Annotated in this window: 16 protein-coding genes, 1 tRNA gene and 3 pseudogenes; 16 read left to right on the forward strand and 4 right to left on the reverse strand. The window is 62.2% G+C overall.

The window, feature by feature from the left end; translation table 11 throughout:
• Positions 1–493 precede the first annotated feature (493 nt).
• From ACFQH2_RS09160 to ACFQH2_RS09185, 6 genes and pseudogenes are all read left to right on the forward strand, one after another.
• The gene (locus tag ACFQH2_RS09160) at positions 494–637 is read left to right on the forward strand and encodes an HNH endonuclease (RefSeq protein WP_377076981.1); all 144 of its coding nucleotides are present in this window, start codon (positions 494–496) and stop codon (positions 635–637) included.
• A 93-nt stretch (positions 638–730) separates the two neighbouring features.
• Positions 731–834, forward strand: a tRNA-Gln gene (locus ACFQH2_RS09165).
• A gap of 442 nt (positions 835–1,276) precedes the next feature.
• Complete coding sequence (locus ACFQH2_RS09170) at positions 1,277–3,097, forward strand: alpha-amylase family glycosyl hydrolase (RefSeq protein WP_377076654.1); 1,821 nt, start codon at positions 1,277–1,279, stop codon at positions 3,095–3,097.
• Positions 3,019–3,540 carry a carbohydrate-binding module family 20 domain-containing protein gene (locus ACFQH2_RS09175; protein ID WP_377076655.1) on the forward strand — a complete coding sequence of 174 codons (522 nt, stop codon included), beginning with the start codon at positions 3,019–3,021 and terminating at the stop codon, positions 3,538–3,540. Before ACFQH2_RS09170 ends, ACFQH2_RS09175 begins: the two co-directional genes overlap by 79 nt.
• 759 nt (positions 3,541–4,299) lie before the next feature.
• Positions 4,300–5,159: pseudogene (locus tag ACFQH2_RS09180) on the forward strand (TIM-barrel domain-containing protein); the annotation flags it as partial.
• Positions 5,160–5,216: 57 nt separating this feature from the next.
• Positions 5,217–6,389 carry a DUF5110 domain-containing protein gene (locus ACFQH2_RS09185; protein WP_377076982.1) on the forward strand — a complete coding sequence of 391 codons (1,173 nt, stop codon included), beginning with the start codon at positions 5,217–5,219 and terminating at the stop codon, positions 6,387–6,389.
• A gap of 20 nt (positions 6,390–6,409) precedes the next feature.
• Here the strand turns inward: ACFQH2_RS09185 and ACFQH2_RS09190 are convergent, their stop codons facing one another.
• Positions 6,410–6,832, reverse strand: a complete 423-nt coding sequence (locus ACFQH2_RS09190) for a universal stress protein (RefSeq protein ID WP_377052932.1) — start codon at positions 6,830–6,832, stop codon at positions 6,410–6,412.
• Between the two features lie 155 nt (positions 6,833–6,987).
• Here ACFQH2_RS09190 and ACFQH2_RS09195 point away from each other — a divergent pair, with 155 nt between their 5' ends.
• The 3 genes and pseudogenes from ACFQH2_RS09195 to ACFQH2_RS09205 all read left to right on the forward strand — a co-directional run bounded on the left by ACFQH2_RS09195 (position 6,988) and on the right by ACFQH2_RS09205 (position 10,092).
• On the forward strand, positions 6,988–8,028 hold the full coding sequence (locus tag ACFQH2_RS09195; RefSeq protein ID WP_377076656.1) for an NAD(P)/FAD-dependent oxidoreductase: 1,041 nt from the start codon (positions 6,988–6,990) through the stop codon (positions 8,026–8,028).
• 85 nt (positions 8,029–8,113) lie between these two features.
• Positions 8,114–9,188: pseudogene (locus ACFQH2_RS09200) on the forward strand (ABC transporter ATP-binding protein); the annotation flags it as partial.
• 31 nt (positions 9,189–9,219) lie between these two features.
• Positions 9,220–10,092 (forward strand): ABC transporter permease, encoded by an 873-nt coding sequence (locus ACFQH2_RS09205; RefSeq protein WP_377052938.1) that lies wholly within the window; start codon positions 9,220–9,222, stop codon positions 10,090–10,092.
• Here ACFQH2_RS09205 and ACFQH2_RS09210 read toward each other — a convergent pair.
• Positions 10,086–10,406 (reverse strand): hypothetical protein, encoded by a 321-nt coding sequence (locus ACFQH2_RS09210; RefSeq protein ID WP_377076657.1) that lies wholly within the window; start codon positions 10,404–10,406, stop codon positions 10,086–10,088. The two genes, ACFQH2_RS09205 and ACFQH2_RS09210, sit on opposite strands and share 7 nt — an antisense overlap.
• Complete coding sequence (locus ACFQH2_RS09215) at positions 10,403–10,645, reverse strand: hypothetical protein (RefSeq protein ID WP_377052942.1); 243 nt, start codon at positions 10,643–10,645, stop codon at positions 10,403–10,405. Before ACFQH2_RS09215 ends, ACFQH2_RS09210 begins: the two co-directional genes overlap by 4 nt.
• Before the next feature lie 130 nt (positions 10,646–10,775).
• Between ACFQH2_RS09215 and thiE the strand changes: the two genes are divergently transcribed.
• From thiE to ACFQH2_RS09250, 7 genes are all read left to right on the forward strand, one after another.
• On the forward strand, positions 10,776–11,450 hold the full coding sequence (gene thiE, locus ACFQH2_RS09220) for a thiamine phosphate synthase (RefSeq protein WP_377052944.1): 675 nt from the start codon (positions 10,776–10,778) through the stop codon (positions 11,448–11,450).
• Positions 11,447–12,277 carry a hydroxyethylthiazole kinase gene (gene thiM, locus ACFQH2_RS09225; protein WP_377052946.1) on the forward strand — a complete coding sequence of 277 codons (831 nt, stop codon included), beginning with the start codon at positions 11,447–11,449 and terminating at the stop codon, positions 12,275–12,277. The genes thiE and thiM overlap by 4 nt, the downstream gene beginning before the upstream one ends.
• Entirely contained in the window at positions 12,274–12,852 is a 579-nt protein-coding gene (locus ACFQH2_RS09230; protein WP_377076658.1) for an SDR family oxidoreductase, read from the forward strand. Before thiM ends, ACFQH2_RS09230 begins: the two co-directional genes overlap by 4 nt.
• Positions 12,849–13,046 (forward strand): hypothetical protein, encoded by a 198-nt coding sequence (locus ACFQH2_RS09235; RefSeq protein ID WP_377076659.1) that lies wholly within the window; start codon positions 12,849–12,851, stop codon positions 13,044–13,046. The genes ACFQH2_RS09230 and ACFQH2_RS09235 overlap by 4 nt, the downstream gene beginning before the upstream one ends.
• Positions 13,047–13,106: 60 nt before the next feature.
• Positions 13,107–14,150, forward strand: a complete 1,044-nt coding sequence (locus tag ACFQH2_RS09240; RefSeq protein ID WP_377052950.1) for a DNA-methyltransferase — start codon at positions 13,107–13,109, stop codon at positions 14,148–14,150.
• Between the two features lie 150 nt (positions 14,151–14,300).
• Positions 14,301–15,095, forward strand: coding sequence for a J domain-containing protein (locus ACFQH2_RS09245; RefSeq protein ID WP_377052952.1), 795 nt, complete (start codon positions 14,301–14,303; stop codon positions 15,093–15,095).
• A 159-nt stretch (positions 15,096–15,254) separates the two neighbouring features.
• Positions 15,255–15,944 carry an HD domain-containing protein gene (locus ACFQH2_RS09250; RefSeq protein ID WP_377057058.1) on the forward strand — a complete coding sequence of 230 codons (690 nt, stop codon included), beginning with the start codon at positions 15,255–15,257 and terminating at the stop codon, positions 15,942–15,944.
• Between the two features lie 5 nt (positions 15,945–15,949).
• On the opposite strand, the pseudogene ACFQH2_RS09255 reads toward ACFQH2_RS09250, so the two are convergent.
• A pseudogene (locus ACFQH2_RS09255) lies at positions 15,950–17,136 on the reverse strand (threonine synthase).
• Positions 17,137–17,262 lie beyond the last annotated feature (126 nt).

Consider the following 17,262-nt stretch of genomic DNA (forward strand, 5'->3'; position numbering starts at 1 on the left):
GAATTTCACGATTCTAAAGCGCGTAATGACTATTGTGAGAATTGCAACCCCAATGCGGGAGTGAATAATGGAAATTGGAAAGGTGGGAAGACCGAAACTGATTGTGCGGAATGTGGTTCAACCTTTTTATACTATCCTTCAAATAAACAGGGAATGTACTGTTCCAGTTGCGTAGAATCGGCAGAGGGAGTGCTTCCTGAGGACTGCTTCCCATCCACGGAGAAAATAAGCACTTGCTGTCGTTGGTGTAGCGCAGAACTCTCCCGCTACGCATCAGAACTTGAGGAAGCGAAACGGGGGCCGTTTTGCGATCTCGAATGTTATGGCGATTGGCTCTCGGACAATATAATCGGAGAAGCGCATCATCAATGGTGTGGTGGGGCTATCAACTACGGTCAATCTTGGTGGAGGATGAGACGTACTGCACTCGAACGGGACAACTACGAGTGTCAGAATTGCGGAAAAGGTGAAGAAAGCCTTGGACAGAATCCGGATGTTCATCATCAGAAGCCAGTACGAGAATTCAGAAGCACCTGCTGAGGCACACTCACTGGAAAATCTAATTACTCTTTGTCGTAGCTGTCACCGACTCGCCGAGGAAGCCTCGATCATGGTATCGGCAGAAACAGAAAAGTAAGACTATTATGCCAACGAGCAGAATATCCGATTCGCTAACACGGTACTGCGAATAAGTCGTAGAAATCGTGGGCGGTTAGCGCAAACGCGGTTTAGTCCCGTGGTGTAGTGGCCAATCATATGGGCCTTTGGACGTGTTCGGTTACGGCCGTCACGGAAGTGAGCCCACGACGGCGGTTCTGAATCCGCCCGGGACTATATAAAATAAACTATACAAATATTCTACCAAAGATCATTTCGCGTACTCAAACCTCTCCGAGGCGTTTTTTGATAGTCTAATTTGTGTCAGTTATATCTAACGTGACCGAGGCCGTTCAGTAGCCGACGCCGTCGACGCGACTTGCTTTCAGGCTGGTTGGTGAGTATCATATAGTTTTACTGGCGATCGCTAGAGTATCGTTTTCACCCCCAGTCCGGGGGTGACACCCTGTCAAGAAATTATCAACTTCTTATACTTGCAAAAGGTAGTGTCAACAGAGATATTTTCAACAACAGTTGTGTATCTCGATTAAGTTGCTAAAATCAATTTATTTGGTTTTTGATCTGCTCTGAAAACGTAATAATTGATATGTAATTCTACATCTTATTTCCATACATATCGAAGAAGTTTTACCATATCACTGTTAGGTGGTAATCAGCCATGTCAGAGCGACACGAGTTCACGGGGACCAGACGTACAGTACTCAAAGGGATCGGTGCGGCAGCAGTCGGTGCTGGTATGTCGGGGACGGTGAGCGCAGGCACCAACACCGTGGTTTCGGACGGTGAGCGTCTCGGACCGGTAACACCTCACGACACCGTCTACCAGATCCTCGTCGACCGGTTCAGTGACGGAGATCCGAACAACAATGATTTCTCGGACTTCGACAGTAGCCTGGTCGACGGGACGGGACAGGATCTGAAACTCTACCAGGGCGGCGACTGGCAGGGTATCATCGACCGGATCCCGTATCTCGTCGATATGGGCATCTCCGCGGTGTGGATCTCGGCCCCGAACCAGAACCGAGAGGAACGGATCGAGGACGATCAGGACGACGGGACGGTCGACGTCTGGACGAGCTATCACGGCTATCACGCGAAGAACTACTTCTCGCCCCACCGGTTCTTTGGCGACATGGGAGACTTCGAGGCCATGCGTGACGCCCTCCACAACAACGGCATCAAACTGGTCGTCGACTTCGTCTCGAACCACACCAGCCGATGGCAGAACCCAACGCGAAACTACCAAGCAGAGCACGGGCGGCTGTACGAACCGGATAAGGACAGCAACGGGGACTACGTCTTCGACTCGGAGGGCAACGCGGTCGGCTCGAACCTTTTGGCCGATCCACACGGCGATAACGCCGACTGGTTCCACAACCTCGGGGACCCCGAAAGCGGCGATAGCTCGCGGTTCGCGTATCGGTACAACGATCTGGCGTCGCTCGCGGACTTCAATCACGAGTACGCCGATCCGGTCTCTCACCTGATCGATGCCGCACACTTCTGGAAGGGGAAAGGTATCGACGGGTTCCGCCACGACGCGACGCTACATATGAACCCGGCCTTCGCTCGCGTTCTCAAAGATGCGATCGACGGCGATGCTGGTGGCCCAGTAACGCACTTCGGGGAGTTCTTCATTTCCCGTCCGGATCCGAAGTACGACGAGTATACATCGTTCCCGGATAGAACGGGAATCAACAACCTCGACTTCGAGTATATGCGCGCCCAAACCAGCGTCTTCGGGGACTTCTCCGCGACGATGACCGAGTTCGGGCAGATGCTGATCGACACGACTGACGACTATACCCACGAACATCAGGCGATCAACTTCGTCGACAACCACGACGTCGGCCGGTTCCGACTCAAACAGCAGAACGATGCAGTGTACAACGCGGCTCTCGCAGCGGTGATGACGGTTCGCGGGACGCCCAAAATCTACTACGGAACCGAGCAGTACGTCGATCCGGACGGCGACAGCCCGAACGAGGGTCGTGTCTATATGGAGGCCGATTACTCCTTCGACAAAACGTCCACGGCATACAACGTGATCTCCAAACTGTCCTCGCTCCGGAAGGACAATCTGGGGCTCGCGTACGGTCAGACGTTCATCCGACACGACTCCGACGACGTCATCGTCTTCGAGCGGTCGTTCTACGACCACGACGTCGTCGTGGCGATCAACCGCCAACCGGACCAATCGGAAGCGGTCCCCTCGGTCAGCACCGAACTTCCCGACGGAACATATGGCGACGAGCTGACAACCTCCTCGGCGGCGGCTCGATCAACGCCTCCGGCGGGACGCTCGACTCGTTCACGCTCGGTGGGGGCGAAGTCAACGTCTGGGCATCGACGCCGACGACTTCTCCGACGACGCCGCGACTGGGGACACTCGTCAGCACGATGGGATCGGCCGGTCAGACGGTCTACCTCTACGGCGACGGACTCGGCACCGACGTGTCCGTCCAGTTCGGCGGTGTAGACGCAACCGTCGTCGACGGATCGGAGAATCACGTCGAAGTTGTCGTGCCGAACGCGACCCCGGGAGATGTTGCCGTGACGGCATCCCGCGATGGCCAGACGAGCAACGAGTTGGCTTTCTCGCTCCTCTCGGGGCCGCAAACCCAGGTCGTGTTCCACGTCAACGCCCAAACGGATCCCGGCGAGAACATCCACGTTGTCGGCAACGTCCCCGAACTCGGCGACTGGGACCCGGCAGAAGCGCCCGAAGCAATGCACAACCCGAACTACCCCGAGTGGTTCCTGCCGGTGGGCGTGCCGACAGACACCAACCTGGAGTTCAAGTTTGTCAAGATTGCCGACGACGGCACGGTAACGTGGGAGAGCGGGAGCAATCGCACGTTCACGTCGCCGGCCCAGCGGTCGGGCGTCGGATCGACGCCGACCTACGACTGGCGTAGCTAAATTCTCTGTCAGGCGGTCTCCCGATCCAGCCGTGGATCCGGAGAGCAGGCCTCAGGTATTCAACGACCGACTAAACGGACTGTCGTACCATCCTGATTCTACCGGGCGTCGGGAAGCCCGTGTGCGATCTCTGGAACTAATCACTATCATTTATCACCTGTAGTCGAGTGGCTCAAAAACATGGACTTACAGGAGTACCACGTCCCGGATTTCGAGCCAGTGGCGGACGACGCTTCAGTCGTCACAGGGCCGAACTGCCGATTTACCGTGCTCTCTTCACGTCTCGTACGGCTCGAACACGACCCCAACGAGACCTTCGAGGACCGGCCGAGCCAGCTCGTCTGGTATCGGGACCAGCCAGTCCCCGAGTTCGACGTCGAGAAGACGGACGAACGGCTCCGTATCGAGACCGACCACCTCACGCTCGAGTACGAGTATGGCGACGGCTTCACGGGGGAGACGATCTCGATCGAACTCGCCGACGGGACCGTCTGGTCGTACGACGACGAGGAGGAGAACCTCGGCGGGGCGCTCCGGACGCTGGACATGGTCGACGGGCCGGCGGAACTCGAGGACGGTCTGCTCTCGCGTGATGGCTGGGCCGTCGTGGACGACACCGACAGACTCGTCTTCGACGACGAGGGCTGGGTAACGCACAGAGAGGCCGCCGCCGGCTACGAGGACCTGTACTTCTTCGGCTACGACACCGACTTCGAGGCGTGTCTGAGCGCCTACACCGATATCACGGGCGAGGCGCCGATGCTTCCCCGCTGGGCGCTGGGCAACTGGTGGAGTCGCTACTGGGACTACTCTCAGGACGAACTTCGCCAGCGCGTCGAGGGGTTCCAGGAGTACGACCTGCCGCTCTCGGTCTGTATGATCGATATGGACTGGCACGTCGTCGACAACCCCCATCACAACGGCTGGACCGGGTGGACGTGGGACGACGAGTCCTTCCCGGACCCCGGGGGTTCGTGGACTGGCTCCACGAGCAGGACGTGAAGACCTCGCTCAATCTGCACCCCGCCGATGGCGTCCATCCGCACGAGGACCAGTACGAGGAGTTCGCCGAATTCGTCGGTATCGACCCCGAGAGCGAGGAGCCGATACCGTTCGACGCCTCCGATCCGGAGTTCCTCCGGGGCTATTTCGACTACCTCATCGATCCGATGGAGGATGAGGAGGGAATCGACTTCTGGTGGATCGACTGGCAACAGTGGGAGGAAGCGCCGGAGATGGAGGGCCTCGACCCGATGTGGGCGCTCAACCATCTCCACGCGCTCGACCGGACGCGGGACGGCAAGCGCCCCTTCATTCTCTCGCGCTGGCCCGAACTCGGCGGCCATCGCTATCCGATCGGGTTTTCCGGCGACACGATCATCTCGTGGGACTCGTTGCGGTTCCAGCCACACCTGACCGCGCGGTCGGCGAACGTAGATTTCGGCTGGTGGAGCCACGACATCGGTGGCCACATGGGCGGTACGGGCGACCCGGATGGGTTCGGCGAACTGTACACTCGATGGACCCAGTTCGGCGCGTTCAACCCGATCAATCGGATCCATACGACCCAGTCCCCATCCGTGGACAAACGGCCCTGGGAGTTCGGCGGCGACGTCTTCGCCGCGCTGGCGGATGCGCTCCGACTGCGCCATGCGCTCGTGCCCTACCTCTACACGATGGCGTGGCGCGACCACACCGAGAGCGTCCCGCTCGTCAGGCCGATGTACTTCCACCATCCCGAGGCGGAAGCGGCCTACACGACGCCTCATCAGTACTACTTCGGGAGCGAACTCGTCGTTGCTCCGCATCTCAGCGAGCGCGACGACGACACCCACCTCGCCCGGCGCTCCGTCTGGCTTCCCGAGGGCGAGTGGTTCGACGTCTTCTCCGGTGAACAGTACGATGGCGACCGCTGGCACGCTCGCTACGGCGACCTCCAGGACCTGCCGGTGTACGCGAAAGCCGGCGCAATCGTTCCGACCGATCCGGACGTCGGGTCGGGGGATGTCGACACCCCCAAGCGACTGCGGATCGTCGCCTTTCCCGGCGACGACAACGAGTTCGAACTCTACGAGGACGACGGTACTTCGCTCGACCATCGGGACGGCGCATTCGTCACGACGACACTCACGCAGCAGTATCAGGGCGACCGCCTGCAGTTCGAAATCGACCCGGCCGAGGGGGACCGCTCGCTCGTCCCCGACGAACGGGAGTACGAGGTGGCGTTCCGCGGCGTCGTCGACCCGGACAGCGTGTCGGTTTCGTTGGACGGTGAGCAGGCTGGCGACGGGAGTATCGAGACGAACTATATCGCCGAGGAGGCGACGCTCGCAGTCGAACTGCCAGCCGTCGCGGTTACTGACGGCGTGACGATCAGCCTCGATACTGAGGACGACTCGCTCGTCTCACGCCGTGACCGAACCGACGAACACGTCGAGCGGATCTTGCACCACTGCGAGATGCCGGTCAGTGCGAAAGATCAGTTGCTCGAAGAGACCTTCGACACGGACGATCTGTCGTGGGTCGCGGACTACCTGCAGGTCATGTCCGCCTCACAGAAACGGGCGTTCTTCGAGACGCTCACGGGTGCCGGGATGGACCGCCTCGATCACGACGGCGAGGAGCGCATCGTGCTGTGGAACCCCGAGGAGCGCTCGGACGTCCGGTTCCGCTACACCGCTTGGGATTACGACATTCATCCGTTCGAGCAGGGTGGCGAATCGGAGGCCGACGTTGTCTCGGAGTTCGACCGCCTCGATTTCGACGAAGAAGACGTCGACGCGACGGTTGCGATGCACTATTCTGACCTCGCGACGGTTGTCGTGGAGAGTCCGTCGGTCGAGGACTGACCATCGACGAGTAACCGCGATTATAACGCCGACCGATCCAGATCCGCCGGGACGATGGTCACGGGAACCTGGGCCCCATCCGCGACGACGAGTCCGGTGTGTCCTTTCCTGACCTCTCCGAGCCAGGACTTCGAGCGGTGACCGATGACGATGTGATCGATGGTGACGTCCTCCGCGAGGTCGATTAGCTGACGACCTATGGCACCGCTCGATCGAAATCCGTTCCGATTGACGTACTCGATCCCCACGTCGAAGGCCACGTCCCTGTCCTCGAACTGCTCGCGGACGTCGTCCCGGATCCGCCGTTCGTGTGCGTTCGCGTACTCGTTGTCAGTGAGGTGTACCACGTACAGGTCCTCGTCGAACCCTGCCCCGAGTTTGCAGGCGACGTCGACGACCGCCGTAGAGACCTCGTCGTCGGCAACTGCGACGAGAATTGTCATACGCCTGCTAGTGACTAATCGGATTTGTAGTTACCGCCGAGGTGCGGTTCTCTCCGTCGCTATGGCCAGAACCTTCGAGCGACGACCGCTGGGATTCTCTCCCGACAGCGTGCCGGAGAGCGCAGGTTTATACGAATATATCCGCTGGGAAGACAATGAGTGCGACCGATAACGACGTGTACGAACTTGCAGTCGTCGGGGGCGGACCGGCCGGTCTAACGACCGCGCTATACGGTGCCCGACTCGGACACGAAACAGTGGTAATCGACCGCGGTGGCGGCCGGGCGGCGATGATGACCGACACCCACAACGTGATCGGTGTCACCGAGGAGGTTTCGGGCAACGAGTTCCTCGAAACCGCTCGCGAACAGGTAGCCTCCTACGGCGGCGAGTTCGAGCGTGGTTTCGTGATGGATATCGAACGGACCGACGACGACCGGTTCCGACTGTCGACGACCGACAGCGAAATCGTCGCCGAGCGGGTGACGCTTGCGACCGGCTTTTCTGACGAGCGCCCGGATCCGCCCCTCCCCCGAACCGGCCGCGGTCTTCACTGGTGTCTTCACTGTGACTCGTACATGTTCGTCGACGAACCGGTGTTCGTGATGGGTCACGGCGACTCGGCTGCTCACGTCGCGATGATCATGCTCAACGTCACCGACGACGTCGATCTGCTAACTCGCGGTGACGACCCGACGTGGAGCGACGAGACGGCAACGATGCTGGAGAACCACCCTGTCGACGTCATCCACGAGGACGTAACTGGAATCGAGAAGGACTCCGAAACTGGCTGGCTCGAAGCAATGGAGTTCGAAGACGGTAGCCGCCGGGAGTACCGCGGCGGCTTCCCGATGTACGGCTCCGACTACAATACGGCCCTCGCGGAGTCGCTTGGCTGTGAGCTAACCGACGACGGAACGATAGACGTCGACGACCACGGCCGAACCAGCGTCGACGGCGTCTTCGCCGTCGGTGACATCACGCCGGGGCACAACCAGATTCCGGTCGCGATGGGACAGGGTGCGAAAGCGGGCCTCGCGATCCACAAGGAACTGCGCGAGTTCCCGCGCTCGGCAGAGGCGGTCGAAGCGGACGGCCCGGTGAGCGACGAGGAAGTGCCGGCAATCTCCCCGAACTACTCGCGACGGCGGTCGAACACGAAGGGCACGCGGGTGGTCCGCGCGAATCTTCCGTAGCCCCGCCCACCGACGACGACTGAGCCGGAGAGTTCTGGACAGAGACGGGTGTCGCTTATCCATATCGAGTCCCTACCAGTAGTCGATGGCAGACACCTCGTCGGCGGCCGAAGACCCTCCCGAGCGGGTGACTGAAACTGATCGAGGACGGATGAGTGAGAACAGTTCCCGTCGCGGTACCGAGACGTTTGCAACCGACGAGACCGATGGGCAGTCGGCTCCTGCACTGGTCGTCGACGGCGTCTCGAAACGCTACGGCTCCGGCGAGGAAGCGTGCTGGCGGTCGACGACGTGAGTTTCACCGTCGAACGAGGCTCGGTGGTGGGGCTGCTCGGCCCGAACGGGGCCGGAAAGACCACGCTCATCAAGTCCGCGCTCGGCATGGTCCTGCCCGACGACGGCTCCGTCTCCATCCTTGGGTCGGACGTAACCCCCGGGAGTCGAGCGGCATACGCCGACGTCGACGCCATGCTGGAGGGCGCTCGCAACGATTACTGGCGGCTCACCGTCCGGGAGAACCTCAGATACTTCGCAACGATCAGCGGCGTCGATCCCGACTCAGTGACGGCGCGTCACGACCGCCTGCTCGAACGCCTCGACCTGGCCGAACATGCCGACACCGCCGTCCGCAACCTCTCGCGGGGAATGAAACAGAAGGTGTCGCTGGCGAGCGTACTCGCCGGCGGTGCCGAACTCGTCTTTCTCGACGAACCGACGCTTGGCCTCGACGTTGATAGCTCCCGGACGCTTCGCGAGGAACTCCGCAGACTTGCCCGCGAGGAGGGACTCACTATCGTCGTGAGCAGCCACAACATGAGCGTCATCGAAGACGTCTGCGACCGCGTTATCGTGATGTCCTCGGGCCGAATCGTCGCGGACGACTCGGTCGAGGGCTTCTGGCGCGTGCCGAGCAGGACGTCGTCCGCATCACCAGCGGCGACATCGACGATAGCGTCGTCGCGACCCTCGCCGACGGGTTCGAGATACTCCGTGACGTCCCGATCGGTGATCGTCGGCAGATCGACGTCAAAGCGCAGGGCGAGCGGCTGTATACGCTGCTCGACGCCCTTCGCGAGGCGGGCGTTACGATAGAGGGCCTCCACACTGCCGAACCGGATCTGGAGGACGTCTTCGTCGCGCTGACTGGCGACGAGGGAGGCCTCGTCTCCCCGGACGGTCGGAGGGGTCGGAATGACGGGCGCCGTCGACGCCGAGGAGGGGCCACAGTCGGGCAGTTCACAATCGAGATCCGACGCACAGAGCAGTCACGACCAACTCGATGAGCCACGACCGGCGACCTACTACCACCTCGCTCGTGCCGTGCTGTACCGCGAGTTTTTGTTGTTCGTCCGGTATCCTGCGAACGCTATCGGCGGCATCGTCATCTCGCTGTTCTTCTTCGGAGTGCTGTTCTACGGTGGTCAACTCCTGGCGGGACAGGCGCTATCGGATTCGCTGGCGGGGATCATCGTCGGCTACTTCCTGTGGACGCTGTCGGTCGGCGCGTACTCGTCGGTATCGAACGATATCGGGAGCGAGGTCCAGTGGGGCACGCTGGAGCGACACATCATGACGCCGTTTGGCTTCGCGCCAGTCGCCCTGCTCAAGGGCGTCGCAAAGATCGTCCGTACGTTTCTGACCTCGCTGATCGTGCTGGCGGCGATGCTGCTGTTGACCGGGACGCGACTCCAGTTAGAGCCGATTACGGTCGTTTCCATTGCAGTGCTGTCGATCACGTCCGTCCTCGGACTTGGCTTCGCTGCAGGAGGAATCACCGTACTGTACAAGCGGATCGGGAACTGGCTCAACCTGTTGCAGTTCGGCTTCATCGTGCTGATCTCCGCACCCGTGTTCGACGCGCCGTGGACCCGACTGCTCCCGCTGGCACACGGCAGCGCCCTGCTCCAGCAGGCGATGGTCGACGGAACCCGACTCTGGATGTTCGATCCGGCCGACCTCGCGCTGCTGGTCGGGGTTGCAGTCGTCTATCTGGGAGGCGGCTATCTCGTCTTCCACTACGCGACTCGTCGGGCCAGACGACTGGGTGTCCTCGGCGACTACTGAATCCGTCGGTCGCTCAGTTCTCCGGTTTCGGCGTGTCGAAGTAGTCCAGCATGTCGAGGATGGCTCCGAGCAGGAAACTGATGATGGCGACGACCAGCACGGCGGCAGTAAGGAGGTTCAGAAATCGGGGACGGGAGCGTTAACTGGAAGGCTGCGATGAACACGCAGGTCACGATACCGACCACCAACAGGAACGATCCCGCGTTCGGGTTCTCGCCCGTGACGAAGACGAACCCGTCGATGACCGACGAACTCTCTATCTCCTCGACGTCAGCGCCGGGTTCGTCGTGTTCGGAGACGGACTCTTCGCTCATGATTTGGCAACGCTTGCATTCTTTTCTTTCACAGCGTTGTGGACGATTCCGACCAGGTGCGACACCCAGAGGCCGGCGGTAAACCCGAACAGGGTGCCGACAAGCGCAACCTGCGTCAGTTCGGCAAGCGGTGCGACGGCGGCGAGCAGACACAGCCCACCAAACAGGATCATCAGCGCGTACTGGACGCGAGTATCCATATCGACCTTCCGGATCGACTGCGATATGCTACTACTCATTTCTGGTATTCGTTAGCAACCCGAGATGGATAAGTACATAGGATTTTTGGGGAATACCTCTGTATCTGCCGCCCCTGCCGTGACAATCGCCAGTAGTAAAACCGCGTGGTACGAAATACGGCCGAGTAGTATGAATGTAGATATCGGGACGTATCTCGTAACGCAGGAGGACATCTCAGCGGGCCGACGCACTCTCGAAATCGTCGAGGATGCGATCGCTGGCGGCGTTGACGTCGTACAGGTCCGGGAGAAACATCGTAGCGCGGCCGACCAGTTGGCGATCGCAGCGGCCCTGCGAGAACCGACCGCCGATGCCGGCGTCACTCTCGTCGTCAACGACCGAGTCGACGTGGCTGTCGCCGCCGACGCGGATGGCGTCCACCTCGGCGACGACGATCTGCCAGTCGCAGTCGCGCGCGAGCAACTCGGCGACGACGCCATTATCGGCCGATCGGTCTCGACGGTCGAGGGTGCCCTGGACGCGGAAGCAAACGGGGCCGATTATCTCGGCGTCGGTGCGCTCTACGCGACCAGTTCCAAAGACGTCGACGAGGCCGAACAGGCGATCGGACTGGACGTCCTCGCCGACATCGCCGATTCGGTCGAGATACCGATCGTTGGGATCGGCGGCGTCACGTCCGAGCGTACGCCCGACGTGATCGAGGCGGGTGCGGACGGCGTCGCCGTCATCTCGGCGATCACCGCCGCCGACGATCCGGAGGCCGCGACACGGGCGCTCTCCGAGGCCGTCGCCGAAGGGAAGCGCCGCCGTAGTGACGAGGCCGCCATGGAGGGGTCGGCATGACGGTTGATCTGGAGGCCGACCTGGCGGCGGTTGCTGACGGGTCGCCCCTGGTGAACGCCGTCACGAACAACGTCACGGTCAACGACGTCGCCCAGGTCATCCTGCACTGGGGTGGGCTTCCGGTGATGTCCGACGACGAGCGCGAGGTCGGCGATATGGTCGCCGGCGCACAGGCCTGTCTGCTCAACATGGGTACCGTCAGCGAAGTCGGTGAGGCGACGATGGTCGAGGCGGGCGAGTCCGCGAACGAACACGGCGTGCCGGTCGTGCTGGACCCCGTCGGCGTCGGCGCGACACCCACCCGCAACCGCGTCGCGGAGCGACTCGCGGCCGATATCGACGTCGCCGCGATCAAGGGCAACTACGGCGAGATCACCGCGCTGACCGGGGAAGACGCCGACGTCCGGGGCGTCGAATCTGTCGGCGAGTACAGCGACATCGCGACGACCGCAGTCGCGTGCGCACAGAAGTACGACACGGTCGTCGTCGCCTCCGGCGAAACGGACGTCGTCGCGACCGATGAACGCGCCTACGAGGTCACTGCCGGTCATCCCGACATGGGCACCGTCGTCGGCACTGGCTGTATGCTCGGCGCGTCGGTCGCCACGTTCGCGGGTGCGATAGCGGACACCGAGCAGGCCGCACTTTCCGGGACTGTCGCGTTCGGTCTGGCCGGTGAAGCGGCCGCGAACGGCGCGTTCGGCGAGGTCCACGGGCCAGGAAGCTACAACGTCGCGTTCAAGGACGCGGTAGCCGGACTCCGCGATACCGAGTACGATCCGGCGGCCGACCGTGTCGAGCAGGTGCTCACTGCCGGCACCCAATGACGGGCGACGGCGAGACGGCTGACGAGGATACGACAGATGATCCCGTCGCGCTGATCACCGGGGCGAGTCGGGGCATCGGTGCGGCGACCGCGACTCGTCTGGCCAGCGACGGCTACGACCTCGTGCTCGCGTCGCGGACGGAGAGCGACCTCCGGGCAGTCGCCGACCGAATCACTGCAGAGCGTGGCGTCGAGGTTCGGGTCGTCCCGACCGACGTGACTGATCCGGCCGCGGTCCAGTCGCTCGTCGATGCCACCGTCGAGCGGTTCGGCCGACTCGACGCCGTCGTCGCCAACGCCGGCACCGGCGAGCAACGAAACCAGCCGATAGACGACCTCCCGCTGGCGGAGTATCACGCCGTCCGGGCGACGAACGTCGACGGGGCGTTCTACACCGCCCGGGCCGCGCTCGAACCGCTCCGCGAGTCGGGCGGTACGCTGGTGTTTCTGGGCAGTTTCAAGGCGAAGTACCCCAGCACGTCGACACCGGTCTACGCGGCCTCGAAGTGGTGGCTCCGGGGTTCGCCCATAGCCTCGCCGGGCGCGCCGGACCCGACGGTGTCGCCGTCTCGTTGATCAATCCCTCCGGCGTTCCGACCGAGTTCGCCCGCGAACGGCGCGAGACGACCAACGTCGAGCGGCTAGACCCCGACGAGGCGATTTCCGCGGACGACGTTGCGGACGCCATCGCCACGGCCATCGGACAGGACGCGCCGGGCGCGATTACCGAACTGGATCTGTTCCGCCGGGACATCCACGAGCGGTTCTGAGCCGTCACCGTCGGCCCGTCGTGCAAAGCCTGATAAATTGGGGGTGACCAGTAGCAGGTAATGGAGACACGTCATCGCGTCGTCGTGGGCGACGCCCGGACGCTCGCCGAACTCGACGACGACTCCGTCGAACTCGTCGTCACGTCGCCACCGTATCCCATGGTGGAGATGTGGGACGACCTGTTTGCGGAGCTACGGCCAGAGGTCGCGGAACTGCTGGAAGAGGGCGACGGACAGGCGGCCTTCGAGGCGATGCATCAGGCTCTGGACACGGTCTGGGCGGAGGCACAGCGCGTGCTCGTCGACGGGGGCATCGCCTGCATCAACGTCGGCGACGCGACGCGGAAAGTCGACGGCAGTTTTCGAGTGTACCAGAACCACTCGCGGATCGTCGATGCCTTCGAGGACCTGGGGTTCGAGCCGTTGCCCGAACTCCTCTGGCGAAAGCCCGTCAACTCCGGGACGAAGTTCATGGGCAGTGGGATGGTGCCGCCGAACGCCTACGTCACGCTCGAACACGAGTACGTGCTGGTGTTTCGCAACGGCACCGACAGTCGGTCGTTCGAGCCAGGGGCCGACCGGCGTTACGAGGCCGCGTACTTCTGGGAGGAGCGCAATCAGTGGTTCTCGGACGTCTGGACGGACATCAGGGGTCGCGCGCAAACCCTCGAAGAGGACGAACTCCGGAGTCGGTCGGCGGCGTACCCCTTCGAGATACCCTATCGACTGATCTCGATGTACAGCGTCTACGGCGATACCGTGCTGGACCCCTTCTGGGGGACGGGCACGACCAGCCTCGCGGCGATGGTCGCCGGCCGGAACTCCGTCGGCTACGAACTCGATCAGGAGTTCACTCGTCTCTTCGACGAGCAGGTACTGGAACTGCCGGCGCTCTCGGCCGAAATCGGTGGGGAGCGCCTCGACGACCACCGCGAGTTCGTCGAGAAGCGTCTTGACGACGGCGAGAGCTTCGAGTACGAGTCGGATCAGTACGGCTTCCCGGTGACGACGAAACAGGAAACGCGGCTCCGTCTCTACGCCGTCGACGAGATCACGGATACCGACGAGGGATACGCGGTGACTCACACGCCGATCGAGGAGTAAATCGAACCGGCGAGCAGAGCGGATCACAGCGAGCATCGCGGTCGTCGCCCGAATCGGCTGAGACGCGCTCCCCGAAGTTGTAGCTGCTGCATCATTTTTACCAATGGTTACACAAGATATTTTTGTAATGGCTTCGAGTGAACAAATACGATGGATCGTCCGTACACTGTCCTCGGTCTGGACCCGGGTGCCGATCTCGATACCGTTAGATCGGCGTACCGCTCGCTGTTGAAAGAGCACCATCCGGATCAGGGTGGATCGACCGAGGCGTTCTTGCGGATAAAGCGTGCCTACGAGGCGATCCAGGAGCGCAGCGGGGGCGGTTCGGAGCAGTCTACCTCGGCGACGGCACAGACGAAGACGGCGACGGATGGCGGAGCGACGATACGAGACCAGAACGCGAACTGGCGGCTTTCGGGCGACGAACGGGTGACCGAACACTCGGATGCGACGCCGATGTCGTGCTGTGCCGGGATCGGCCTCGGACTACAGGGCGAGTATGCTACGCTTACCCTCGTTTCGCTCGTCGAGGAGGCCCCGCTCGACGGCATCGCTTGGAACACGGAGGACGACCAACCGAAACGACGGGTCGCGTATCTTACTGTCGAGAACACGAGTGACCGGCCGTTCCGGTGGCGTGGCACCCAGTCCACGACGTTCGTCGGCACTGATGGCGAGAAGTACGATCCATCGAGACGGTTTCGACCCTCGGATACGCTTCTCCCCGACGACTGGCGTGGCTCCGACGTCGAACTCGATCCCGGCGAGACGATGCGGACAGTCGTCATCTGTGAGCGACTCCCGCCGTCGGTCGGGGTCGGCCGCATCTCCTACACACAGACGTTGTTCGGAGGGGATGGAGAACCAGGCGTTACCGACAGGGAACGCTTCGCGTTCGCTATCGGGGCGGGCACCAGACCGCAACTGTCCCGTCGGCCCTTCTGAGTGCTCACAGAATGCCCTCGCCTTCCCGGAGCATGGACTTTTGGAAACGCTCTCGCGGCGGTTTCGCTACTCGCGCTCCAATATACGTAACGCCTAAGAGTCGAACGGACCTTTGTGATACTAACATGAACATTGCACATACGCCTACGAGGTGGTTCCGTGGTGGTTGAAATAAAGGAGTCCCGCGTCTCCGAAGAGGAGTTCGCGGATATGGCCGACTTCGTCTTCGAGTATCTCTCTGCAAGCGTCCAGAACGAGGACGAGGGCGGGCGAATGCGGTGGTACCCGTGGCACAGCGCCGAGTACCGACACAACCACATCCTCAACGTCGTCGAACTCGCGACCGAGATCGCGCGCAAGGAGGGCGCGGACGTCGACGTCACACGTGTCGCCGCGCTCTTTCACGATATCGCGAAACTCGACGCAGAACAGGACGTCCACGCGGAGGAGGGCGCGAGTGTCGCGCGCCAGTATCTCGAAACCCACGGGGAGTTCCCCGAATCGTTCGTCGATAACGTCTGCCGGGCCGTGCGGGATCACTCCTACCAGGGACCACTGGACGACCTCCCGCTGGAGACCCGGTGTCTGATCGAGGCCGATCTCCTCGACAAGATCGGTGCGAACGGGACGGCGCTGATGTTGCTCCGGATGGGCTACGAGGCGCGCACCCACATGGATACCGCCGAGATGGTCGAGCGGGTGCTCGAACGCGGGCAAAGCGCCGCCGAACGGGTCGAAAGCGAGACCGCACAGGACATCGCACACCGCCGGCTTAAACGCGTACGATGGTTCAGCGAATGGCTCGACGATGAGGTCGCAGCGATCGACCTCGACGATATCGGGGAGTAAGGTTCCTAGATCCCCTGACTCATCAGGTGGCTCCGGAGTACGTCGTCGTCCTTGCTCCCGGCACCGGTGTTGAGGACGACGACGCAGTCGTCCTCGCCCAGTTCGCCCTGTTCACCGAGCGACCACGCTCCGCCGAGCGCCGCACCCGTACTCGTTCCGACCTCCAGCCCTTCGCTCGACGCCGCGGTGACGGCACTCTCCAGAATCTCCGGATCTTCGACCGAGACAGCACCGCCGTCCGTGTCTGCCAGCGCATCGAGCACGTGTTCTGAACCCTTCGGTGCGGGTATCTCTAACTCGCCACAGATCGTGTCGGGCAGTTCGACGGGCGTGCTCTCGTCCTCGCCAGCGCCCCACGCCTCGGCGAAGGGGGCACAGCCAGCGGCCTGCGCGGCGTAGAGCGCCGGGAGGTCCTCGATGAAGCCGAGTTCTCGTAGCTCTCGGGCCGCCTTGTGGAAACCGACGATAGAGAGGCCACTGCCCGTCGGCGCGACGATAGCGTCGGGGAGCGAGTCGAGTTCCTCGACGACCTCGAACAGCGCCGTCTTGTGCCCCTCGTGGCGATAGGGCGTGTCGAAGGCGGCCAGCGAGTGCCAGGATTCGCCCTCGATAGCGTCCTCGAACGCCTCGACAGCATCGTCGAAACGCCCGCCCACGACGTTCATATCGCCGCCGTGGACGTTGATCATCGACTTGTTGGTAAACGGTGTCCGCGAGGGGACGAACGAGTGAGAATCCAGCCCCGCTCGCGCGGCATACGCCGCGGCCGACTGCGCGCTCGCACCGGGGGAGGGGAGCGCAACGTCGCTTTCACCGTGTCCCTCGGCCGCGGTGAGCGCGAGCGCCTGTCCGCGGTCCTCGATGGATCCCGTCGGAAGCCGCCCATCGTCCTTGATCAGCACGCGCCCGACGCCGAGTTCGTCGGCGATTGCCGGACACTCTACCAGCGGCGTGCCGCCCTCGTCGAGGCTCACGGCGCTCTCGCGGGTGAACGGTAGTAGCTCCCGATATCGCCACTGGGACCGATCCCCTCGGTCGGCGAGCGTCGCCGGATCGAGGTCGATCTCGTCGTACTCGTACTGCGGGTCGAGAACGCCGCCACAGTCGGGACAGCGGCCAGTCGACTCCTCGGCCGACATCGTCGTGCCACAGTCGAGACACTCTGCCCGCGAAACGCGTGGGTCGTCTCCATACCCCGAGTTACGACGGGGCGGCCTAATTCCTGTCCATCCCGGCGAATCCGTTGATCGGCGAACACAGATGGACCCGGCGACCCTCGCGACGGATCAATATGTATGGAATTTTGACCCGGGGGTAC

This window comes from Natronoarchaeum sp. GCM10025703 (assembly GCF_042661985.1).
Taxonomy (GTDB): domain Archaea; phylum Halobacteriota; class Halobacteria; order Halobacteriales; family Natronoarchaeaceae; genus Natranaeroarchaeum.